The sequence below is a fragment of the Tenacibaculum bernardetii genome, from assembly GCF_029125915.1.
Classification (GTDB): Bacteria; Bacteroidota; Bacteroidia; order Flavobacteriales; family Flavobacteriaceae; genus Polaribacter; species Polaribacter bernardetii.
Genome location: NZ_JAQJCU010000012.1, coordinates 33,327 through 50,767 on the forward strand (window position 1 = coordinate 33,327; position 17,441 = coordinate 50,767).

The 17,441-nt window shown below is 30.8% G+C and carries 17 protein-coding genes; 12 read left to right on the top strand and 5 right to left on the bottom strand.

Going from position 1 to position 17,441, the window contains the following annotated elements; genetic code table 11:
- The gene (locus P2G10_RS10430; RefSeq protein WP_275316501.1) at window positions 1-798 is read left to right on the top strand and encodes an energy transducer TonB; all 798 of its coding nucleotides are present in this window, start codon (window positions 1-3) and stop codon (window positions 796-798) included.
- 105 nt (window positions 799-903) lie between these two features.
- Here P2G10_RS10430 and lysS read toward each other — a convergent pair whose 3' ends face one another.
- Window positions 904-2,601 carry a lysine--tRNA ligase gene (gene lysS, locus P2G10_RS10435; RefSeq protein ID WP_275316502.1) on the bottom strand — a complete coding sequence of 566 codons (1,698 nt, stop codon included), beginning with the start codon at window positions 2,599-2,601 and terminating at the stop codon, window positions 904-906.
- A 375-nt stretch (window positions 2,602-2,976) separates the two neighbouring features.
- Window positions 2,977-3,477, bottom strand: a complete 501-nt coding sequence (locus P2G10_RS10440; protein ID WP_275316503.1) for a DUF456 domain-containing protein — start codon at window positions 3,475-3,477, stop codon at window positions 2,977-2,979.
- A 436-nt stretch (window positions 3,478-3,913) separates the two neighbouring features.
- On the opposite strand from P2G10_RS10440, the gene P2G10_RS10445 reads away from it, so the two are divergent.
- From P2G10_RS10445 to P2G10_RS10465, 5 genes are all read left to right on the top strand, one after another.
- Window positions 3,914-4,831 carry a hypothetical protein gene (locus P2G10_RS10445; protein WP_275316505.1) on the top strand — a complete coding sequence of 306 codons (918 nt, stop codon included), beginning with the start codon at window positions 3,914-3,916 and terminating at the stop codon, window positions 4,829-4,831.
- Window positions 4,832-4,834: 3 nt separating this feature from the next.
- Window positions 4,835-5,197 (top strand): BlaI/MecI/CopY family transcriptional regulator, encoded by a 363-nt coding sequence (locus P2G10_RS10450; RefSeq protein WP_275316507.1) that lies wholly within the window; start codon window positions 4,835-4,837, stop codon window positions 5,195-5,197.
- 106 nt (window positions 5,198-5,303) lie between these two features.
- The gene (locus P2G10_RS10455; RefSeq protein WP_275316509.1) at window positions 5,304-6,839 is read left to right on the top strand and encodes a M56 family metallopeptidase; all 1,536 of its coding nucleotides are present in this window, start codon (window positions 5,304-5,306) and stop codon (window positions 6,837-6,839) included.
- Between the two features lie 8 nt (window positions 6,840-6,847).
- Window positions 6,848-8,101: a tetratricopeptide repeat protein gene (locus P2G10_RS10460; RefSeq protein WP_275316510.1), complete on the top strand. Its 1,254-nt coding sequence runs from the start codon at window positions 6,848-6,850 to the stop codon at window positions 8,099-8,101.
- A gap of 80 nt (window positions 8,102-8,181) precedes the next feature.
- A complete protein-coding gene (locus P2G10_RS10465; protein WP_275316511.1) occupies window positions 8,182-8,601 on the top strand; it encodes a hypothetical protein in 420 nt (139 codons plus the stop codon).
- Window positions 8,602-8,603: 2 nt separating this feature from the next.
- On the opposite strand, the gene P2G10_RS10470 is transcribed toward P2G10_RS10465, so the two are convergent.
- Entirely contained in the window at window positions 8,604-10,112 is a 1,509-nt protein-coding gene (locus tag P2G10_RS10470; RefSeq protein ID WP_275316512.1) for a GH3 auxin-responsive promoter family protein, read from the bottom strand.
- A 65-nt stretch (window positions 10,113-10,177) separates the two neighbouring features.
- Between P2G10_RS10470 and P2G10_RS10475 the strand changes: the two genes are divergently transcribed.
- Window positions 10,178-10,972, top strand: coding sequence for a DUF2797 domain-containing protein (locus P2G10_RS10475; protein WP_275316513.1), 795 nt, complete (start codon window positions 10,178-10,180; stop codon window positions 10,970-10,972).
- Window positions 10,973-11,079: 107 nt separating this feature from the next.
- Here the strand turns inward: P2G10_RS10475 and P2G10_RS10480 are convergent, their stop codons facing one another.
- On the bottom strand, window positions 11,080-13,200 hold the full coding sequence (locus tag P2G10_RS10480; RefSeq protein WP_275316515.1) for a carboxy terminal-processing peptidase: 2,121 nt from the start codon (window positions 13,198-13,200) through the stop codon (window positions 11,080-11,082).
- A 350-nt stretch (window positions 13,201-13,550) separates the two neighbouring features.
- Here P2G10_RS10480 and surE point away from each other — a divergent pair, with 350 nt between their 5' ends.
- From surE to P2G10_RS10505, 5 genes are all read left to right on the top strand, one after another.
- Window positions 13,551-14,321: a 5'/3'-nucleotidase SurE gene (surE, locus tag P2G10_RS10485; RefSeq protein WP_275316516.1), complete on the top strand. Its 771-nt coding sequence runs from the start codon at window positions 13,551-13,553 to the stop codon at window positions 14,319-14,321.
- Window positions 14,309-14,596 carry a hypothetical protein gene (locus P2G10_RS10490; RefSeq protein WP_275316517.1) on the top strand — a complete coding sequence of 96 codons (288 nt, stop codon included), beginning with the start codon at window positions 14,309-14,311 and terminating at the stop codon, window positions 14,594-14,596. Before surE ends, P2G10_RS10490 begins: the two co-directional genes overlap by 13 nt.
- 12 nt (window positions 14,597-14,608) lie before the next feature.
- Window positions 14,609-15,718 carry a lipid-A-disaccharide synthase gene (lpxB, locus tag P2G10_RS10495; protein WP_275316518.1) on the top strand — a complete coding sequence of 370 codons (1,110 nt, stop codon included), beginning with the start codon at window positions 14,609-14,611 and terminating at the stop codon, window positions 15,716-15,718.
- A gap of 79 nt (window positions 15,719-15,797) precedes the next feature.
- Complete coding sequence (locus tag P2G10_RS10500) at window positions 15,798-16,313, top strand: C40 family peptidase (RefSeq protein WP_275316519.1); 516 nt, start codon at window positions 15,798-15,800, stop codon at window positions 16,311-16,313.
- A gap of 3 nt (window positions 16,314-16,316) precedes the next feature.
- Window positions 16,317-16,787, top strand: coding sequence for a C40 family peptidase (locus P2G10_RS10505; RefSeq protein ID WP_275316520.1), 471 nt, complete (start codon window positions 16,317-16,319; stop codon window positions 16,785-16,787).
- A 20-nt stretch (window positions 16,788-16,807) separates the two neighbouring features.
- Here the strand turns inward: P2G10_RS10505 and P2G10_RS10510 are convergent, their stop codons facing one another.
- Window positions 16,808-17,440: an AbiU2 domain-containing protein gene (locus P2G10_RS10510; protein WP_275316522.1), complete on the bottom strand. Its 633-nt coding sequence runs from the start codon at window positions 17,438-17,440 to the stop codon at window positions 16,808-16,810.
- Between the last annotated feature and the right edge of the window lies 1 nt (window position 17,441).

The following is a 17,441-nucleotide window of genomic DNA, read 5'->3' on the forward strand; positions in this document are numbered from 1 at the left end:
ATGAAAACAAGAATAACCGTTGCCGCAATTTTAGTAATGATAATAAGTTTTGTTGTTCTCGGATTTGTAAACAAAAAGGAAACAAAAAAAGAAATAACTTCAGTAGCATCTGCAGAAGCAATTTCTACTGGTTTTGAAAACACTATTTTAAAATCAGCACCTGTAAGAAAACTGACATACTATGTAAGAGGGGCGAATAACAAAACAATTACAGAAGGTGAATTAAGTAACGTAAAAACGTTAAAAGCAGTATTTGAACATTATCCTACTAGTTGGATTGAAGAATATGTATTCATAGAAATTACCCGAGTAACGAACAGCAAAGAGATTAAGGAAGTATGCAAGAGTATTGTTTTAAATACAAAACAACAAGCACTTTTAAGAAATGCAAAAGTTGGAGATGATATACGTATTAAAATTGTTTATAAAACCAAGAACGCGGCTAAGAATTCTTTAAATACAAGCGAAATAAAAAAGACCCTAACTATTGTTCCAGATATCTCGGCTTGTTTTAAAGGAGCAGAAAATGCTTTAGAATCTTATTTAACAAACAACAGTTCTACAGAAATTAAGAATTGGAAGTTTAATCAAACACAAAGTGCTACTGCTACTTTTATGATTGATGAAAATGGAGACGCAATTAATGTAAATATTGTAGAATCTTCAGGTATCATATCAATTGATAAAGCAATTAAGCAATTGCTAGAGCAAATGCCAAAATGGAAACCAGCGAAAAACAGTAAAGGAAAATCAGTACAACAAAAATTTGAATTAACAATTGGCGATACAGGTTGTTAATTAAGATATATTGTCATAATATATAATTTTAACTTATTTATGAATATCATAAACCAAAAAAGCAACCTAAATAAGGTTGCTTTTTTTAATATATTTAAAAAGGTATTATGCTATTTCAACAAATAAACCTTCGTCAGTTTTTTCAACTTTAGCTAATTTATTTTTGGTTAAACCTTTAATCGTTTTGTCCCATTTTTTATTAGATAAACCCGATTGTGTTTTTAAATCAGTCAAAGCCATCTTTTCAGCTTTTTCAATTAAAGCCAATACTGCTTTTTCATCTTCGTTTAATTCAACAGAAGGCGCTTTTTTCTCAGGTCTCATTTGAGGAAAAAACAACACTTCTTGTATCGATGCATTGTTAGTTAAATACATAATCAAACGGTCCATTCCAATTCCTAAACCAGACGTTGGAGGCATTCCGTATTCTAAAGCACGTAAAAAATCATGATCTATAAATTCACTTGCTTCATCATCACCACGTTCAGCTAATTTAAGCTGCGCTTCAAAACGCTCACGCTGATCAATAGGATCGTTTAATTCAGAATATGCATTTGCAATTTCTTTACCACAAACCATTAATTCAAAACGTTCTGTTAATTCAGGGTTGTCTCTGTGTTCTTTACATAAAGGAGACATTTCCTTCGGATAATCAGTAATAAAAGTTGGCTGAATGTAGTTTCCTTCACATTTTTCACCAAACATTTCATCAATTAATTTTCCTTTACCCATGGTTGCATCAACCTCAATTCCCATTCCTTTAGCAGCTTCAAAAAGCTCACTTTCAGATTTACCGATAATATCAAAACCAGTAAAGTGTTTTATAGAATCTGCCATGGTAACTCTTGCATACGGCGCTTTAAAATCAACTTTATGTTCTCCAAAAGTTGTTTCGGTTGTTCCGTTTACAGCAATAGCACAATGTTCTAATAACTTTTCAGTAAAATCCATCATCCAGTTGTAGTCTTTGTAGGCTACATAAATTTCCATTGCTGTAAATTCAGGATTATGAGTTCTGTCCATTCCTTCATTTCTAAAGTTTTTAGAAAACTCATACACACCATCAAAACCACCAACAATTAACCTTTTAAGATATAATTCGTTAGCAATTCGCATATATAACGGAATGTCTAATGCGTTGTGATGCGAAACAAATGGTCTTGCAGAAGCACCACCAGCAATTGGTTGTAAAATCGGAGTTTCAACTTCAAAATAACCTGAGTCGTTAAAGAAGTTACGCATCGCAGTAAATAACTTCGTACGCTTTACGAAAACTTCTTTTACGTGTGGGTTCACCACTAAATCGGCATAACGCTGACGGTAACGCATCTCAGGATCTGTAAATCCGTCAAATGTATTTCCTTCGGCATCAACCTTTGGTAAAGGCAATGGTTTTAAAGATTTACTTAATAATTTAAACCCTTTTACCATTACTGTTTTTTCACCAACTTGAGTTGTGAATAATTCACCCTCAATACCAATGAAATCACCAATATCTAATAATTTTTTATATACTTCGTTGTATAAAGTTTTGTCTTCTCCGGCACAAATTTCGTCGCGATTAAAATAAACTTGTATACGACCTTCGCTATCTTGTAATTCAGCAAACGATGCTTTACCTTGAATACGGCGACTCATTAATCTACCAGCAATTACCACCTTTTTTCCTTCTTCAAACTCGTTTTTAATAACTTTCGAATTCGAATCTAATGGAAATAAATCAGCAGGGTACGGATTAATACCTAATTCACGTAGTTTTCCTAACTTCTCTCTACGTACAACTTCTTGTTCTGATAACTGCATGGGTTGTATTTTATAATTTTTAATGAAGCCGCAAAGATACAATCAATTGCAGAATTAAACAACGCTAAACAAATTCGTGTTTTTTGTAAAAAAATCAAAAAAGTTTGGTGGAGTTAAAAAAGGTTGTATATTTGCAGGCTGCTTTTTTTTAAAGGTAGCATTTAGTTGTGTTGTTAGGCACTTTAAATAGTGTCATGGTTTTGTTAACCAATGGAAAGCTTCCCTGAGATGGGTTGCTTTTTTTTTGCCCTAAATTTAAGTTTTTACTTTTTTTTTGAAGCTATTTCCCGCTTTCCGCACTCGCTCTCTGCGAGGAGCTCAAACAAATACTACAATCGGGGCTAGGTATATTTATTAAGTATAAAGCATAAAGCATTATATAAATGAACTTTTATATTCCCAAAGTGTCGTAAAAAACAAGATAAAATAAACAAAAGCGATTGAGAATTTAATAGTAGCAGAGGTAAGAAAACCCAATAAGGCACCGACCGAAGCTTTAATAGCTCTGTTGATATCTTTGCTATCAAAAAGTAACTCACCAATAAGCGCACCGAAAAAAGCACCAATTATAATTCCGAAAGGAATAGGAGACAGCAAACCTATAATAAGTCCGATCGTAGTTCCGTACACTCCGTATTTAGTTCCTCCAAAGCGTTTTGTCCCCATGGCAGGAATAAAATAATCAAGAATAAAAATAATAATAGCAATCGCTAAGGTAATTCCAAGGAAAGGCCAGTTTTGCGGAACAGCATTTGTTAAATGTAATAACAACAAGCCAAGCCAACTTGTAATTGGCCCTGGCAATACCGGTAAAAAAGAACCTATAATTCCTAAACACACAAAACAGAAGCCGAGAATGGCTAGAAATATATCCATAGTTTAATTTTTTTCATTGTCTCTAATTAGTGCTAATTCAGCTTGTGTTAATTTAAACTTTTTTAGCTTCCTATTATAATACGCTATTTAGCGCATTATGTATTTTGATTTATAGCCGTTTTTAAAATGTCAGTTCGAGTGGTTTTATAAAGTGATAACGGTATAAAATTGTATCGAGAACAAGTTAGCGAAGTAAAATTGATATTCTCGATACAAATTTGACTCATTCCAATTGTAAAATTCACTCGAATTGACAGCATTTTATCATAATGCACAATGTGTGTCATTTATTATGAAAGTTCATTATAGAATAAACATCAACCCTTACTTACACACTATAAGACGAATACAATAATTGTTTGTTACATATATTTATAACTAAAAAATTAGTTTAAACTAATTTTTTAGTTATATTTGAAAAGTTAAACGTTGTAAAATGAAAATAATAGGGCAGCATAATGTAATTTTCTTAATGATTTTTTTAACAAGTTTTTGTTTTTCACAACAAAGAGCAGCTAATATTGATGTGCCGAAAATTAATAATCCAAGGTTTGTAAAATCAGCTGGCCCTACAATATATATAGATCAAACGCATCAGAATTTTCATCAAAAAGAAGGTAGATTCAAACCTTTTGCTGATTTATTAACTGCTGATGGTTATAAAGTAGATAGCATCATCAATTTAAAAATATTAAAGAGCAATGATATTTTGGTGATTTCCAATCCGATACATCAAAAAAATGTTAGGAATTGGAGACAGCCAATTCATACAGCGTTTGCGAAAAACGAAATTAAATATATACAAAGTTGGGTTCAAAAAGGAGGTAGCTTATTATTAATTGCAGATCACATGCCTTTTGCCGGAGCAGCAAACAATTTAGCAAATGCTTTTGGTTTTAATTTTTGCGATGGTTTTGCTTATTTACAAAAAGAAGAAAGAAACTTACCGGATGTTTTTTCGGAAGATAACGAGCGATTGGTCAGCTCAGAAATTACAAACGGAACTTTAGGTGAAAAAATAAATGCGATAACAACTTTTACAGGCTCGGCTTTTACAATTCCGAATTCAGCAAAAGGAATTCTAAAATTCAAAAAAGATGATTATTGTTTAGCGCCAGCAATTGCTTGGCAGTTTAATGATGAAACTCCAAGATACGGTTTAAAAGACAAATACCAAGGCGCAATTTTAACATACGGAAAAGGAAAAATAGCAGTTTTTGGCGAAGCAGCAATGTTTACGGCTCAGACAATAACAAATAATACGGGGACTTATAAGTTTGGATTCCATGCGGAAAGTGCACCCAATAATTTAGAATTTATCAGAAATTTAGTATTCTGGTTAAGTAAAAACTAACAGATGAAACAATTAACAAAAGCAGAAGAACAGATAATGCAAGTTTTATGGCAATTGCAAGAAGCATCCGTAAAAAGTGTGATAGAAGAATTACCGATGCCGAAACCGGCATACAATACGGTTTCTACAATTATAAGAATTTTAGAAACCAAAGAGTTTGTAGGGCATAAAACAAAAGGTAGAGGGTATGTGTATTATCCGTTAATAGAAAAATCGTCTTATAGCAACCAAAGTTTACATAAGTTAATGGACGGTTATTTTGGAGGGTCATTTAAAAGTATGGTGTCGTTTTTTATGAAAGAAAACGAAATGAACATTAACGAGCTTGAAAGTATTTTAAAAGAAGCTAATAAAAACAAAAAATAACTGTCAGTTCGAGTAAATTTTGAAACATAAAAAATTTGTATCGAGAACATTTTACAAGTTTATTTCTATCAATAAAACTCGAAGTTATAACATAAAACAAAAAGCCATGATAAATTATATAATTCAAGTCATCTTATTTCAGACATTGTTTGTTGCCGTTTATGATTTCTTTTTAAGTAAAGAAACTTTTTTTACCAAAAACAGGTGGTATTTATTAAGTACATCGGTTATTTCATTTTTATTACCGCTTTTTAAAATACCAACCATACAAAAAGTAGTTCAGTTAGAATACACCATTTTATTACCCGAAGTAGTTTTGTCTCCACAAAGTGTATTAGAAAAAGCAGCTTGGTATCAAGCTATAAATTATTTAGATGTTTTATTTATAGCGGGGAGTTTACTTTTTTTAACAATTTTTATTATAAAACTACAGCGAATAGTCCGTTTAATTTTTAAATACGGAAGTGAAAACAGACAGGCATACAAATTAGTGTTGTTGCCTAAAAACGCCAAAGCATTTTCGTTTTTTAATTATATCTTTTTGGGAAAAGGAATTCCGGCAGCGAAACAAGAAAAGATCATTGAACACGAATTAGTGCATAGTTCGCAAAAACACACCTTAGATTTATTGTTTTTCGAGTTTTTAAGAATATTCATGTGGTTTAATCCGATGGTGTATGTGTATCAAAACCGTATATCGTTGGTACACGAATATATTTCAGACGATGTAGTAACGAAATCAACCGAAAAAGAAAACTACATCAACAATTTATTATCTGATATTTTTCAGGTAGAAAACATCTCATTCGTAAATCAATTTTACAAACATTCATTAATTAAAAAAAGAGTTATTATGATGACAAAAGGAAAATCAAAACAAGTAAAGCAATTAAAGTATTTATTATTAATTCCGTTATTGGCAAGTATGTTGTTGTATACGGCGTGCAGTGAGAATGAGACTACTGAAGAGGAAGTTATAGTCAAAGGAAAATCAACTTTATATTTACAGTCTAAGGATGGGGTAAAAGAGTTTAAAACCTTAGAAAAAGAATCTTATTTTGATATGATGATGGCTTTTGAAACTCCTAATTGGGAAGAAGTGAAATATAAAAATTTAAAATCGTACGAAAAAGAAGAATACGATGCATATTTATCTAAGATTGAAAATATGGATAGTAAGTTTTCTGATGTAACAACAACGAAAATATTCATCAACGAAAAAGGAAGAAAAACAATTGTTAATATAACAGATATATATAAAGTTAAGAAAATAACAGAAACTAAAGAATACGGCGAAGACGTTCCGTTTTCAATCATCGAAAAAGCACCAACTTTTCCTGGTTGTGAAGAAGGAGATAAAAGTTGTTTGAATAAAAGCATGATGAAATTTGTAAGAGAAAATTTTGATGTCAAATTAGCAAATACCTTAGGGTTGAAATCAGGAAAAAAAAGAATTTATGTACAGTTTAAAATAGATAAAGACGGGAGTATTACAGATGTAAATGCACGTGCACCACATCCGAAGTTAAAAGAAGCTGCAATGGAAATGATTAAAAAGCTACCACAAATGAAGCCAGGAGAACAAAGAGGTGAAAAAGTAAGAGTTGGTTATACATTGCCAATAACATTTGTGATAGAATAATTTTAACTATGAAAAAGAAAATTTTAACTATTATTCTTGTTATTTCATTTTTAAAAGTCGGGGCGCAAACCTCGACTTTTATTGCTGTAGATAGTTTGGTGAATATTGGGCGTTATCAAAAAGCATTAGTGCAGCTTAAAAGATTGCCAGAGAGTTATCAATCAAACAAAAAAATTGCAAATATTTATAGTTCTATTGATAACTATAAACAAGCGTCGAAATATTACGAAAAAGCATTATCACTAAATAATGGGTATTCGGTTAAAGTAGCTTTAGGAAAAAGCTATCAGAAAGAGAAAAAGTTGCAAAAAGCAATTACATTTTTTGAAGAAATTACAACTACCGATTCAGATAATTTATTAATAAATTATCAATTAGGAAAACTGTATTTACAAACAAAACAGCCTACGAAAGCAAAGCTTATTTTTGAGGAACTCCTAAAAAAGGATGAGAGCAATGCAAATTATCATTACCAATTGGCAATTGTATATGCGTTATTAAAAAAGAGAGATTTAAAAATTAATAGTTTTTTAGCAACTTATAAAAACGACAACGAACATATAAAAGCAATTCATCAATTAGCGGTTGCTTACACGCTTTTAAGAGATAAAGATTCGGCCAGTATTTTTATAGATAGAGGCTTAAAAGTAAATACGGAACATATTGCTTTAAATAAATTAAAAATTAATAAATTATATACAAGCAAAAAATATGAAGATGCAATTGCTTTGTTAGTGAAAATTGATTCTTTAGAACCAAACGAACATTATACGAAAAAGATGTTAGGACGCAGTTTTTTTAAGTTGAAAGACTATGAAAAAGCAAGAAATAATTTTAAGAAAGCACTAAAAATTGATAGAGCTGATTTTAAATCGTACACGTATTTAGGTGATATTGATTTTGCTGAAAAAGACTATAAAAGTGCTCGTTTTAATTATTGGTTTGCAACATACGTAGGTAAAGAAGCCCGAGATACAGAATATTATCAGTTAGCAAGAGCTTATAAAGAATTAGGCAAGCCAAAAGAAGAAATGAATGCTTACCGAGATGCTTACGGAGAAAACTTTAAGAATTACAGAGCATTATTTCAGTTAGCAAACACTTCAGAATACTTTTATAGGGATAAGAAAATAGGATACAAGCATTATAAAAATTACCTGAAGAGGTTTGAAACTAAGGATTCTTTATTAACGAGTCAGGTAAAAACACGTTTAAAAGAAATTAAAAAGTTTTATTTCTTAAAAGGAGAACTGCTAGAGTAAATCATTTTTTGTATTTTCATCTCAAAATCAGTGAGATGCGATTTTTTTATGTGATTTTTTTTATAGTAATTTTTACAAGTTTGAGTTGTGGTTTTTTATCAGAAGATGATAAAGACCACAACTTAAATGCTGTTATTGATTACACGAAAGTAGATGTTTCTCCGACTTTTAAAAACTGTAAAAATTTATCGATTAAAAAAAATAGCGTTTGTTTTAGTGAAGAGATACATAAAAGAATGCAAGCTTCTTTAACAACGTATAACTTCGTAACCGAACAAACTATTAATGAAACTGTTTTAATCGATTTATTAATTGATAACAAAGGGAAGTTTAGGCTTAAAAAAATTACAGCATCGATAGCTATTAAAAATCAACTACCTAAATTAGATAGTGTTTTAAGAAGTGCTATTAAGAAATTACCAAGAATTACTCCTGCTTTTAAAAGAGGTATTCCGGTAACAACACAATATCAATTACCTTTAAAAGTTGAGGTTTATTAAACTTATAAGTTTAACAGTTCCTCTACAAAATCACGTTTGTTAGATAAACGAGGTACTTTATGTTGGCCACCAAGTTTTCCTTTTTCTCGTAGCCAATCGTAAAATAAATTTTCACGGGCTTCACGTATAATCGGCATTGCCAATGTTAAATTGTTGTAGCGTTTGGCTTCATAATCTGAATTGATAGTTTTTAAAGAGTTATCTAATAATTCGGTAAAGTATTTAATGTTTTTAGGCGGTTTACTAAATTCGATAATCCACTCATGACCGCCACTTTTTTTACCATCCATAAAAATAGGACCAACAGTGTAATCTTTAATGTTTGCATCGGTTTTTTCACTAGCCGCTTTTAATGCTTTTTCAGCATTTTCGATAATTAGTTCTTCACCAAAAACATTAATATGATGTTTGGTTCGGCCGGTAATTTTAATGCGATAAGGGTCTGTTGAAGTAAACTTAACAGTGTCACCAATTAAGTAACGCCATAAGCCACCATTTGTAGTAATTACAATGGCATAATTCACGCCTTTTTTAACTTCGGAAAGTGAAATTGCAGTTGAGTTTTCTCCGTCATAAGTATTCATCGGAATAAACTCATAAAAAATACCATAATCTAACATTAGTAGCATTTCATCAGAATTATTTCTGTCCTGAATTCCAAAAAAACCTTCTGAAGCGTTATAGGTTTCATAGTATTTGAAATCCTTTTTCGGAATCAGTTTTTTATATTGTTCACGGTATGGACTAAAGTTTACGCCACCATGAAAATACACTTCTAGGTTTGGCCAAACTTCTAAAATATTGTCTTTTCCTGTTTTTTCTAAAACACGATTTAATAAAACCAACATCCAGCTAGGAACCCCAACTAAACTCGTAATGTTTTCATCGATAGTTTCATCAATAATAGCTTCCATTTTAGTTTCCCATTCAGCCATTAAAGAAACTTCCTGGCTAGGAGCAGAGCTGAAATCTGCCCAAAAAGGTAAGTTTTCGGTTATAATTGCAGATAAATCGCCGAAATAAGAATTATTGTCTTCGTAAATAGCTGTACTCCCTCCTAATTTTAATCCTTTACCTTTAAACATTTGTGTGTCTTCATTATTATTAATGTATAAACACAGCATGTCTTTTCCTGCTTTTAGATGACAGCCTTCTAGCGCTTCATCACTAACAGGTATAAATTTACTTTTGGCATTGGTAGTTCCGCTACTTTTTGCAAACCAATGAATAGGCGTAGGCCAAAATAAATTTTGTTCTCCTTTTCTACAACGCTCAATAAGAGGTTCTATACTTTCGTATTTCTGAATAGGAACATTGTTAGAAAAATCAGTGTAATTATGTATGGATGCAAAAGAATGTTGTTTTCCAAATTCGGTATTCTTGGCAGTATTTAGTAATTTTTGTAGTAGTTCATCTTGTACATCAACAGGATATTTTAAAAATAATTCTACTTGATGTTTACGCTTTTTTAAAAACCAAGAAATGATAGAATTTATAAATGGAAACGACATATATTACCTCTTAATTTAATTATTTACTGTAAGTTTGTGAAGCTAAAAGTAATAAAATTTAAGACATGCAATACCAAGGAGTTTTAAAAAAAATGACAACTGAAAATTTAGATACAGTTCAGTATTATTTAGATATGAAATCTGATTTTATAAATGTGAATCAGTTACTAAATAAAAGCATCACATTAAGTTTTGTAACCTATGAGTGTTTAAACTGTCATTTAGAAAAAGAGGTATACCGTCAAGGGTTTTGTAAAAGTTGCTTTTTTGAAACACCAAATGCTGGAGATTGGATTATGCGACCTGAATTAAGTAAAGCGCATTTAGGAATTGAAGATCGCGATTTAGAGTATGAGAAAAAAGTGCAATTAAAACCGCATATTGTTTATTTAGCAAATTCTAGTAATGTAAAAGTTGGTGTTACCAGAAAACAACAGGTGCCAACACGTTGGATAGATCAAGGTGCGCATGAAGCAATTGAAATTGTTGAGGTTCCTAATCGTTATTTAGCAGGAATTACAGAAGTAGCTTTAAAAGAGCATGTAGCTGATAAAACCAATTGGCGAAAAATGCTTAAGAATGATGTTGTAGATGAAAGCCTAGTGTCTTGGCAAGAGAAATTAAGAGAGTTTATACCTGCAGAGGCGCAAGAGTACATTATAGAAAATAATAAAGAGACTATTATTAATTTTCCTGTTGCTAAATATCCATTAAAACCTAAAAGTTTAAATATTGTAAAAGAACAAACTTATACGGGTGTTTTGGTTGGTGTTAAAGGGCAATATTTAATTTTTGAAGATGAAACTGTTTTTAACGTTAGAGCTAACGAAGGTTTGGTGGTTAAATTAGAGTTGGTTTAGTAAGTAATTATTATTATTATTATGAGTTTCGGAATCAGTTTCAGAATGACGTTAGATTATAATTTGAAACAGCTATAATAAAAAAAGCAGCCCGTAGGCTGCTTTTTTTATTGTTTTACAATGGTATAATTTTTATTCATTTTTAATTCACTCAGCACATTAAGCGCTTCGTTTAAATAAATATCTTTTTTTAAGTTCTTATGCCATACAACACGTTTTTCTTTTAAAACAGTATCTTTTGTAAATAAGTTTAGCTCGTATTTTGGAGAGTTAAAAGTTAAGTTAGAATCAAATTTATAAAGGTCTTTAAACTGTTCAGCTTCTTTTGTTTTGTTCTCACTTTCTTTTTTGTAAGTGCTATATTTTAAAGAATAGAGTCTTTCTTCTTGATTTTTCTTCAACCATTTAGCATACTCATTAATTTTCTTGAATTTTTCATCGTTAAGAACACGTTGTTGACTCTTATAAATAGCATCTGCAAAATTACTATAGGTATTTGTTGTGCTATATTTGGCTTGTTCTACCTTATCCCAAGGTAAAGCGCCGTCTAAATCACGCTCACCAAATTTCATGTAGCTATATCTTGTAGGTAATGATATATCAGAATACACACCTTCAATTTGAGTAGATCCACCGTTTATTCTATAAAATTTTTGAATAGTCATTTTCAATGCACCTAAATCACTCGGGTATTTTTCATAAAATCGGTTAATAGGCAACACATTTTGTACGGTTCCTTTACCATAAGTTTGTTTACCACCTATAATTACACCACGCTTATAATCTTGCATTGCAGCAGCAAAAATTTCAGAAGCCGAAGCAGAAAATTCATTCACCATTACAACTAAAGGACCATTCCATTGAATTTTAGCATCAGTATCATTCTTTACTAAAGGAGCTTCATCTCTATACTTTACTTGTACAATTGGTCCTTTTTCAATAAATAATCCACCTATTTCAATAGCTGTTTTTAAAGAACCACCACCATTATCACGTAAATCAACAATTAATCCTTTTACGTTTTCGCTTTTTAATCGCTCAATTTCTTGCTCCATGTCTTTTGCGGCATCTCTACGGCTTAAGTCATTAAAATCAATATAAAATCTTGGTAGATCTATAATTCCGTATTTCTCACCATTTTTTTCAACAATACTCGATTTTACAAAAGTCTCATCCAATTCAACAACATCTCTAATAATAGGAATTACTTTAGTTGAACCATCAATTTTTTTCTTAACAGTTAAGCGAACCTCTGTACCTTTTTTTCCTTTGATAAATTTAATAGCATCATCTAAACGCATACCAACAATATCTAAAGGTTCTGCATCTCCTTGTGCTACCTTTAAAATAATATCTTCAGGTTCTAAATCGCCTTGTTTCCATGCTGGTCCTCCAGAAATTAGTTCAACAATATGTGTGTACATTCCTTTTTTCTGTAAACGTGCACCAATACCTTCTAATTTACCTGACATTTCTTGATCGAAACGAGATTTCGTACGAGGAGACATATAAGTTGTATGTGGATCAAAACCACTAACGACACTGTTTAAGAAAGTAGAATACCAATCCGAATTTTCAAGTTCATCAATGCGTTGGTATAATTCATTCATGCTTTTTAAGACTTCTTTTCTTGCTTCTTTTTCAAGTTCAGAAAATGTTTTCTTTTTAAAAGTAGTGTCTTTTTTAGCTTTATCATTTTGTAAGTCTTCCGCATCTTCAATTCTACTTAAAATAGAAAGTTTTAACTGTTTTCTCCAATAATCAATTAATTCACTTTCATTTTTAGCAAATGGTATTTCGTCGTAATCAACATCAATAGCTTCATTTTTTTTGTAATTAAAAGGTTGTGCTAATAATGCACGGTAATTACCCTTTGCAGCACCTAGTTTTGCTAAAAATCGATTGTATACTAATTTGTAAAAATCAATTTTAGTGTCTTTTAATTGGTTATCTATTTGATATTTAAATTGAGAAAACTCTTTTAAATCTTCTTGTGTAAAATACCTTTTATTAGGATCTAAACCATCAATAAATGTATTGTAAACATGTTCAGAAAAATCATCATTTAGTTCTTTTTGAACATAATGATATCTGCTTAAAATATTTTTTAAAACATATACAATTACTCTGTCTTTATCAGGATCTGGTTCAGAAGCCGTATTCGAATAAGTTGCGTTTGAAAATAATAACGTAATAGCTAAAAAAGGAATTATAAATTTCGTCTTCATATATCTTCTGTCTTTTAATTATGTGCTTGGCGATACTAAACTACTAAAATAATGCCACTTTTTAAGTGAGGCATTTTTTTTAAAATGATTTAATAGGTATCGTTAATGTTTTTGTTAATTTAAAATTATGAATAAAAAAGGGCACTATTATAACTAATATCTGTTTTTTAAGTGATTATTATCGAAAAAAATATAGAAATAATAAAAACAGTTAAATAAACAATAAAACGTACCATGTTGTTTGTGTTTGATTACTACAATTTTACGCATAAAATAAAGGATTCTGTCTTTAAAAAATGTTAAATAATAGTGCTTTTTTTATGTTACATTTGTTGTAAAACTAACACACTATGCAAGAAAGACCCTTAATCTTGGTAACAAACGACGACGGAATTACCGCACCTGGTATTCGTATGTTGATAGAAATAATGAATAAAATTGGTGACGTAGTTGTTGTGGCACCCGATAGTCCGCAAAGCGGAATGGGACATGCAATTACGGTAGACAATGTTTTGCGCTGTAATCCTATTACAATTGATGACGGACCACAAATAGAATACAGTTGCTCTGGTACACCGGCTGATTGTGTGAAAATGGCAAAAAACGAAATTTTAAATCGTACGCCAGATTTATGTGTTTCAGGAATTAATCATGGTGCAAATTCATCAATTAATGTTCTTTACTCTGGTACGATGAGTGCTGCCGTAGAAGCAGGTATTGAAGGAATTCCTGCGATAGGTTTTTCGTTATTAGATTTTGATTGGCATGCCGATTTTAGAGCCGCTAAAAAATATATAGAAAAAATAGTACTGAATGTTCTATTAAACGGCTTGCCAGATGGCGTGGTGTTAAATGTAAATATTCCGAAGTTAAAAGAAGATGATATTAAAGGAATACGTGTTTGCCGCCAAGCAAATGGTTTTTGGAAAGAAAATTTCGATAAGCGCAAGAGTCCGTATGGTAAAGAATATTACTGGTTGTCGGGAGAGTTTGTAAACAGAGATAAAGGACAGGATACAGATATTTGGGCGTTAGAAAACGGATTTATTTCAATGGTTCCTGTGCATTTTGATATGACGGCACATCATGCAATTCAAAAATTAAACTCATGGGACATATAAGTAAAGAAGTTATAATAGGCGTTTTAACATCTGTAGGAGCAACTTTGTGTGGTCTTTTTATTTATTTAGAATTTATATCGGACGATACAATGGCTGAAACATTTAAAAAAGTAATAGAAGGTGGTGTTTTAGGACCTGTTTTGGCATTGGCTGCAATTCCTAATTTATTTGTTTTTTGGGTGTTTTTAAAAAAGAATCAAGATTATAGAGCAAGAGGGGTTTTAATGACAACAATCGTTGTTGCCTTAATAACTCTTGTTTTAAAATTTATATAACAATTACTATTCATGAAATATTACATTCTTGTAGGTGAAGCTTCGGGTGATTTACACGGCGCTAACTTGATGAAAGCTTTATTAAAAGAAGATCCATCCGCAGAAATTCGTTTTTGGGGTGGTGATTTAATGCAAGAAGTAGGAGGTACGCTTGTAAAGCACTATAAAGAACGAGCTTTTATGGGGTTTTTAGAAGTGTTAATGAATTTACGAAAGATATTAGGCATGATGTCTTTCTGTAAAAAAGATATTGCTAATTTTAAGCCAGATGTGTTAATTTTAATAGATAATTCAGGTTTTAATCTTCGGATAGCAAAATGGGCAAAAGAACAGGGTTTTAAAACCAATTATTACATTTCTCCACAAGTTTGGGCAAGTAGAGCAGGCAGGGTAAAAGATATAAAACGTGATGTTGATGCTATGTTTGTTATCCTTCCGTTTGAAAAAGAATTTTATCAAAAATATAACTACGATGTGTATTTTGTAGGGCATCCGTTAATAGACGGAATTGCAGGAAGAAAGCAAGTAAACGTAAAAGATTTTAGATCGGAACATAATTTAGGTAATAAAGATATTGTTGTTTTGTTACCTGGAAGTAGAAAGCAAGAAATAACAAAGATGTTATCCGTAATGCTTTCTTTAGTGGACGATTTTTCTAATTACCAATTTGTGGTTGCCGGAGCGCCGAGTCAGCCTTATGAGTTTTACAAAGAATTTATTAGAGATTCTAACGTTAAATTTATCAACAATAAAACATACGATTTATTAAGTATTTCGCATGCAGCTTTAGTCGCATCAGGAACGGCAACTTTAGAAACAGCATTGTTTAAAGTGCCGCAAGTAGTTTGTTATAAAGGAAGTAATATTTCATATCAAATAGCAAAACGAATTATTACTTTAAAGTATATTTCGTTGGTGAATTTAATTATGGATAAAGAGGTGGTAACTGAATTAATTCAGAATGATTTTACAAAAAAGAATCTTAAAAAGGAGCTAAAACATATTTTAGAACCTAAACACCGGGAGGAATTGTTTTTGTCGTATTTCGATTTAGAACAAAAGTTAGGTGGTAAAGGAGCCTCTGAAAAAACAGCAAAATTAATTGTAAGCGGATTGCAATAATGTATGTCTTCTCGAGCGTAGTCGAGAGATATAAAAATAGGTAGAATTAACTCTCGACTGCGCTCGATTTGATAATAATATGATAAAAAAATCAATCTATATAATACTACTTTCTTTTTTAATGGTTTCCTGTGGATCATCAAAAAACATAAGTACTTACAAAAAACCTAAAAAAGTAAAGAATAAATCAGCTAGTTCACTAAAAAATCCAACAATTGCAGATAAAGTTGTTTGGACAGCGGTAACTTATAAAGGTGTTCCATACAGGTATGGAGGAATGACCAGAAAAGGCATGGATTGTTCTGGTTTAATTTATACATCTTTTAAACAACGTAATGTTACTGTTCCAAGAACATCTGGAGAGTTGTACAGTAAAAGTCGTGATATTTCTTTGCGTAAAGTGAAACGAGGAGATTTATTATTCTTTAAAACTTCTAGAAAAAGAGGTAAAGTTAATCACGTTGGTTTGGTAACATCTATAGATAACGGTAATATTAAGTTTATACACTCAACAACTTCTCGCGGAGTTCTTGTTACTTCGTTGTATAATGATTACTGGAAAAAAGCATTTATAAAGGCAAAAAGAATTTTATAAGAAATGAACAAAAACCTGCTTTTATTTATTGTGATTATGGTGTTTATTTTTTTTAGGTTTTCGATTCAAGAAAACGATAAAATAGCAAATACTAAAATTAATAAATTACTAGAAATAGCCAATTCGTATACGGGTGTTTCTTACAAAGCAGGTGGAACAACTAAAAACGGAATGGATTGTTCTGGTCTTGTAAATACATCGTTTAAACAAGTAGGTATTCAATTACCACGTTCATCAAAAGCGATGAGTGTTAAAGGGAAAGAGATTGCTTTAATTGATGTGAGAGTAGGGGATTTGCTTTTTTTTGATATTGCACGTTTAAAAGGCGAAATAAACCATGTTGGCTTGATAACTTTAATAGAGAATGATGAAATATTTTTTATGCATTCTACCACATCAAAAGGCGTAATCACTTCTTCAATGAAGGAAACTTATTGGGAAAATGAGTTTGTAAAAGCGACACGAGTATTGTAGTTTATATTATTTAGAAATTGTTAGTTATTTTTATTATAAAAGTCTTTGTAATAAGCTAAGCCTACAATGATTCTTTTCACTTCCCAAGGTAATGTTTTTTCAAATTTAACTTCAATGTGATGCAAATTTTTATATACCTCATCATAACATTTTGCAGCTAATATTACTAACAATTCTAATTCATTCCAATATACGTCTTTAAGTACCTTGTTTGGTTGATTATGAGCATATACCTTGTCCCTTAAGTCTACCACTTTAGCTATAGTTGCTTCTGATTTTTGTATTTCTTTTTCTAAAAAATTAATAGATTTTATAATATCTTGTTTATGCTTATATCCATTGTTAGAATTCAAATTTTTTAAAAGTAGATTGTTTAAATCTGTATCATATCCTTCGTTTTTCAGTTTATTTAAAAGTTTGTTTATGTTGGTTTTATGATTTTTACTCTTCCCCAAAAATTTAGAAAGTTGAATAATAGCTATAAATTTTAATTGATAAGTATAGTGCTTAAAAAAGCTGAGCTCTTTAATCGATTCTACAGTTTTAGTGTCTTCTTCCTTAATTAAATATTTAGAGCTATTAATTGAGATGTTTAAATCAATTATTATAAATTTTAGTTCTTTCAACCAATTATTTAATTCTTGTAGTTTCATT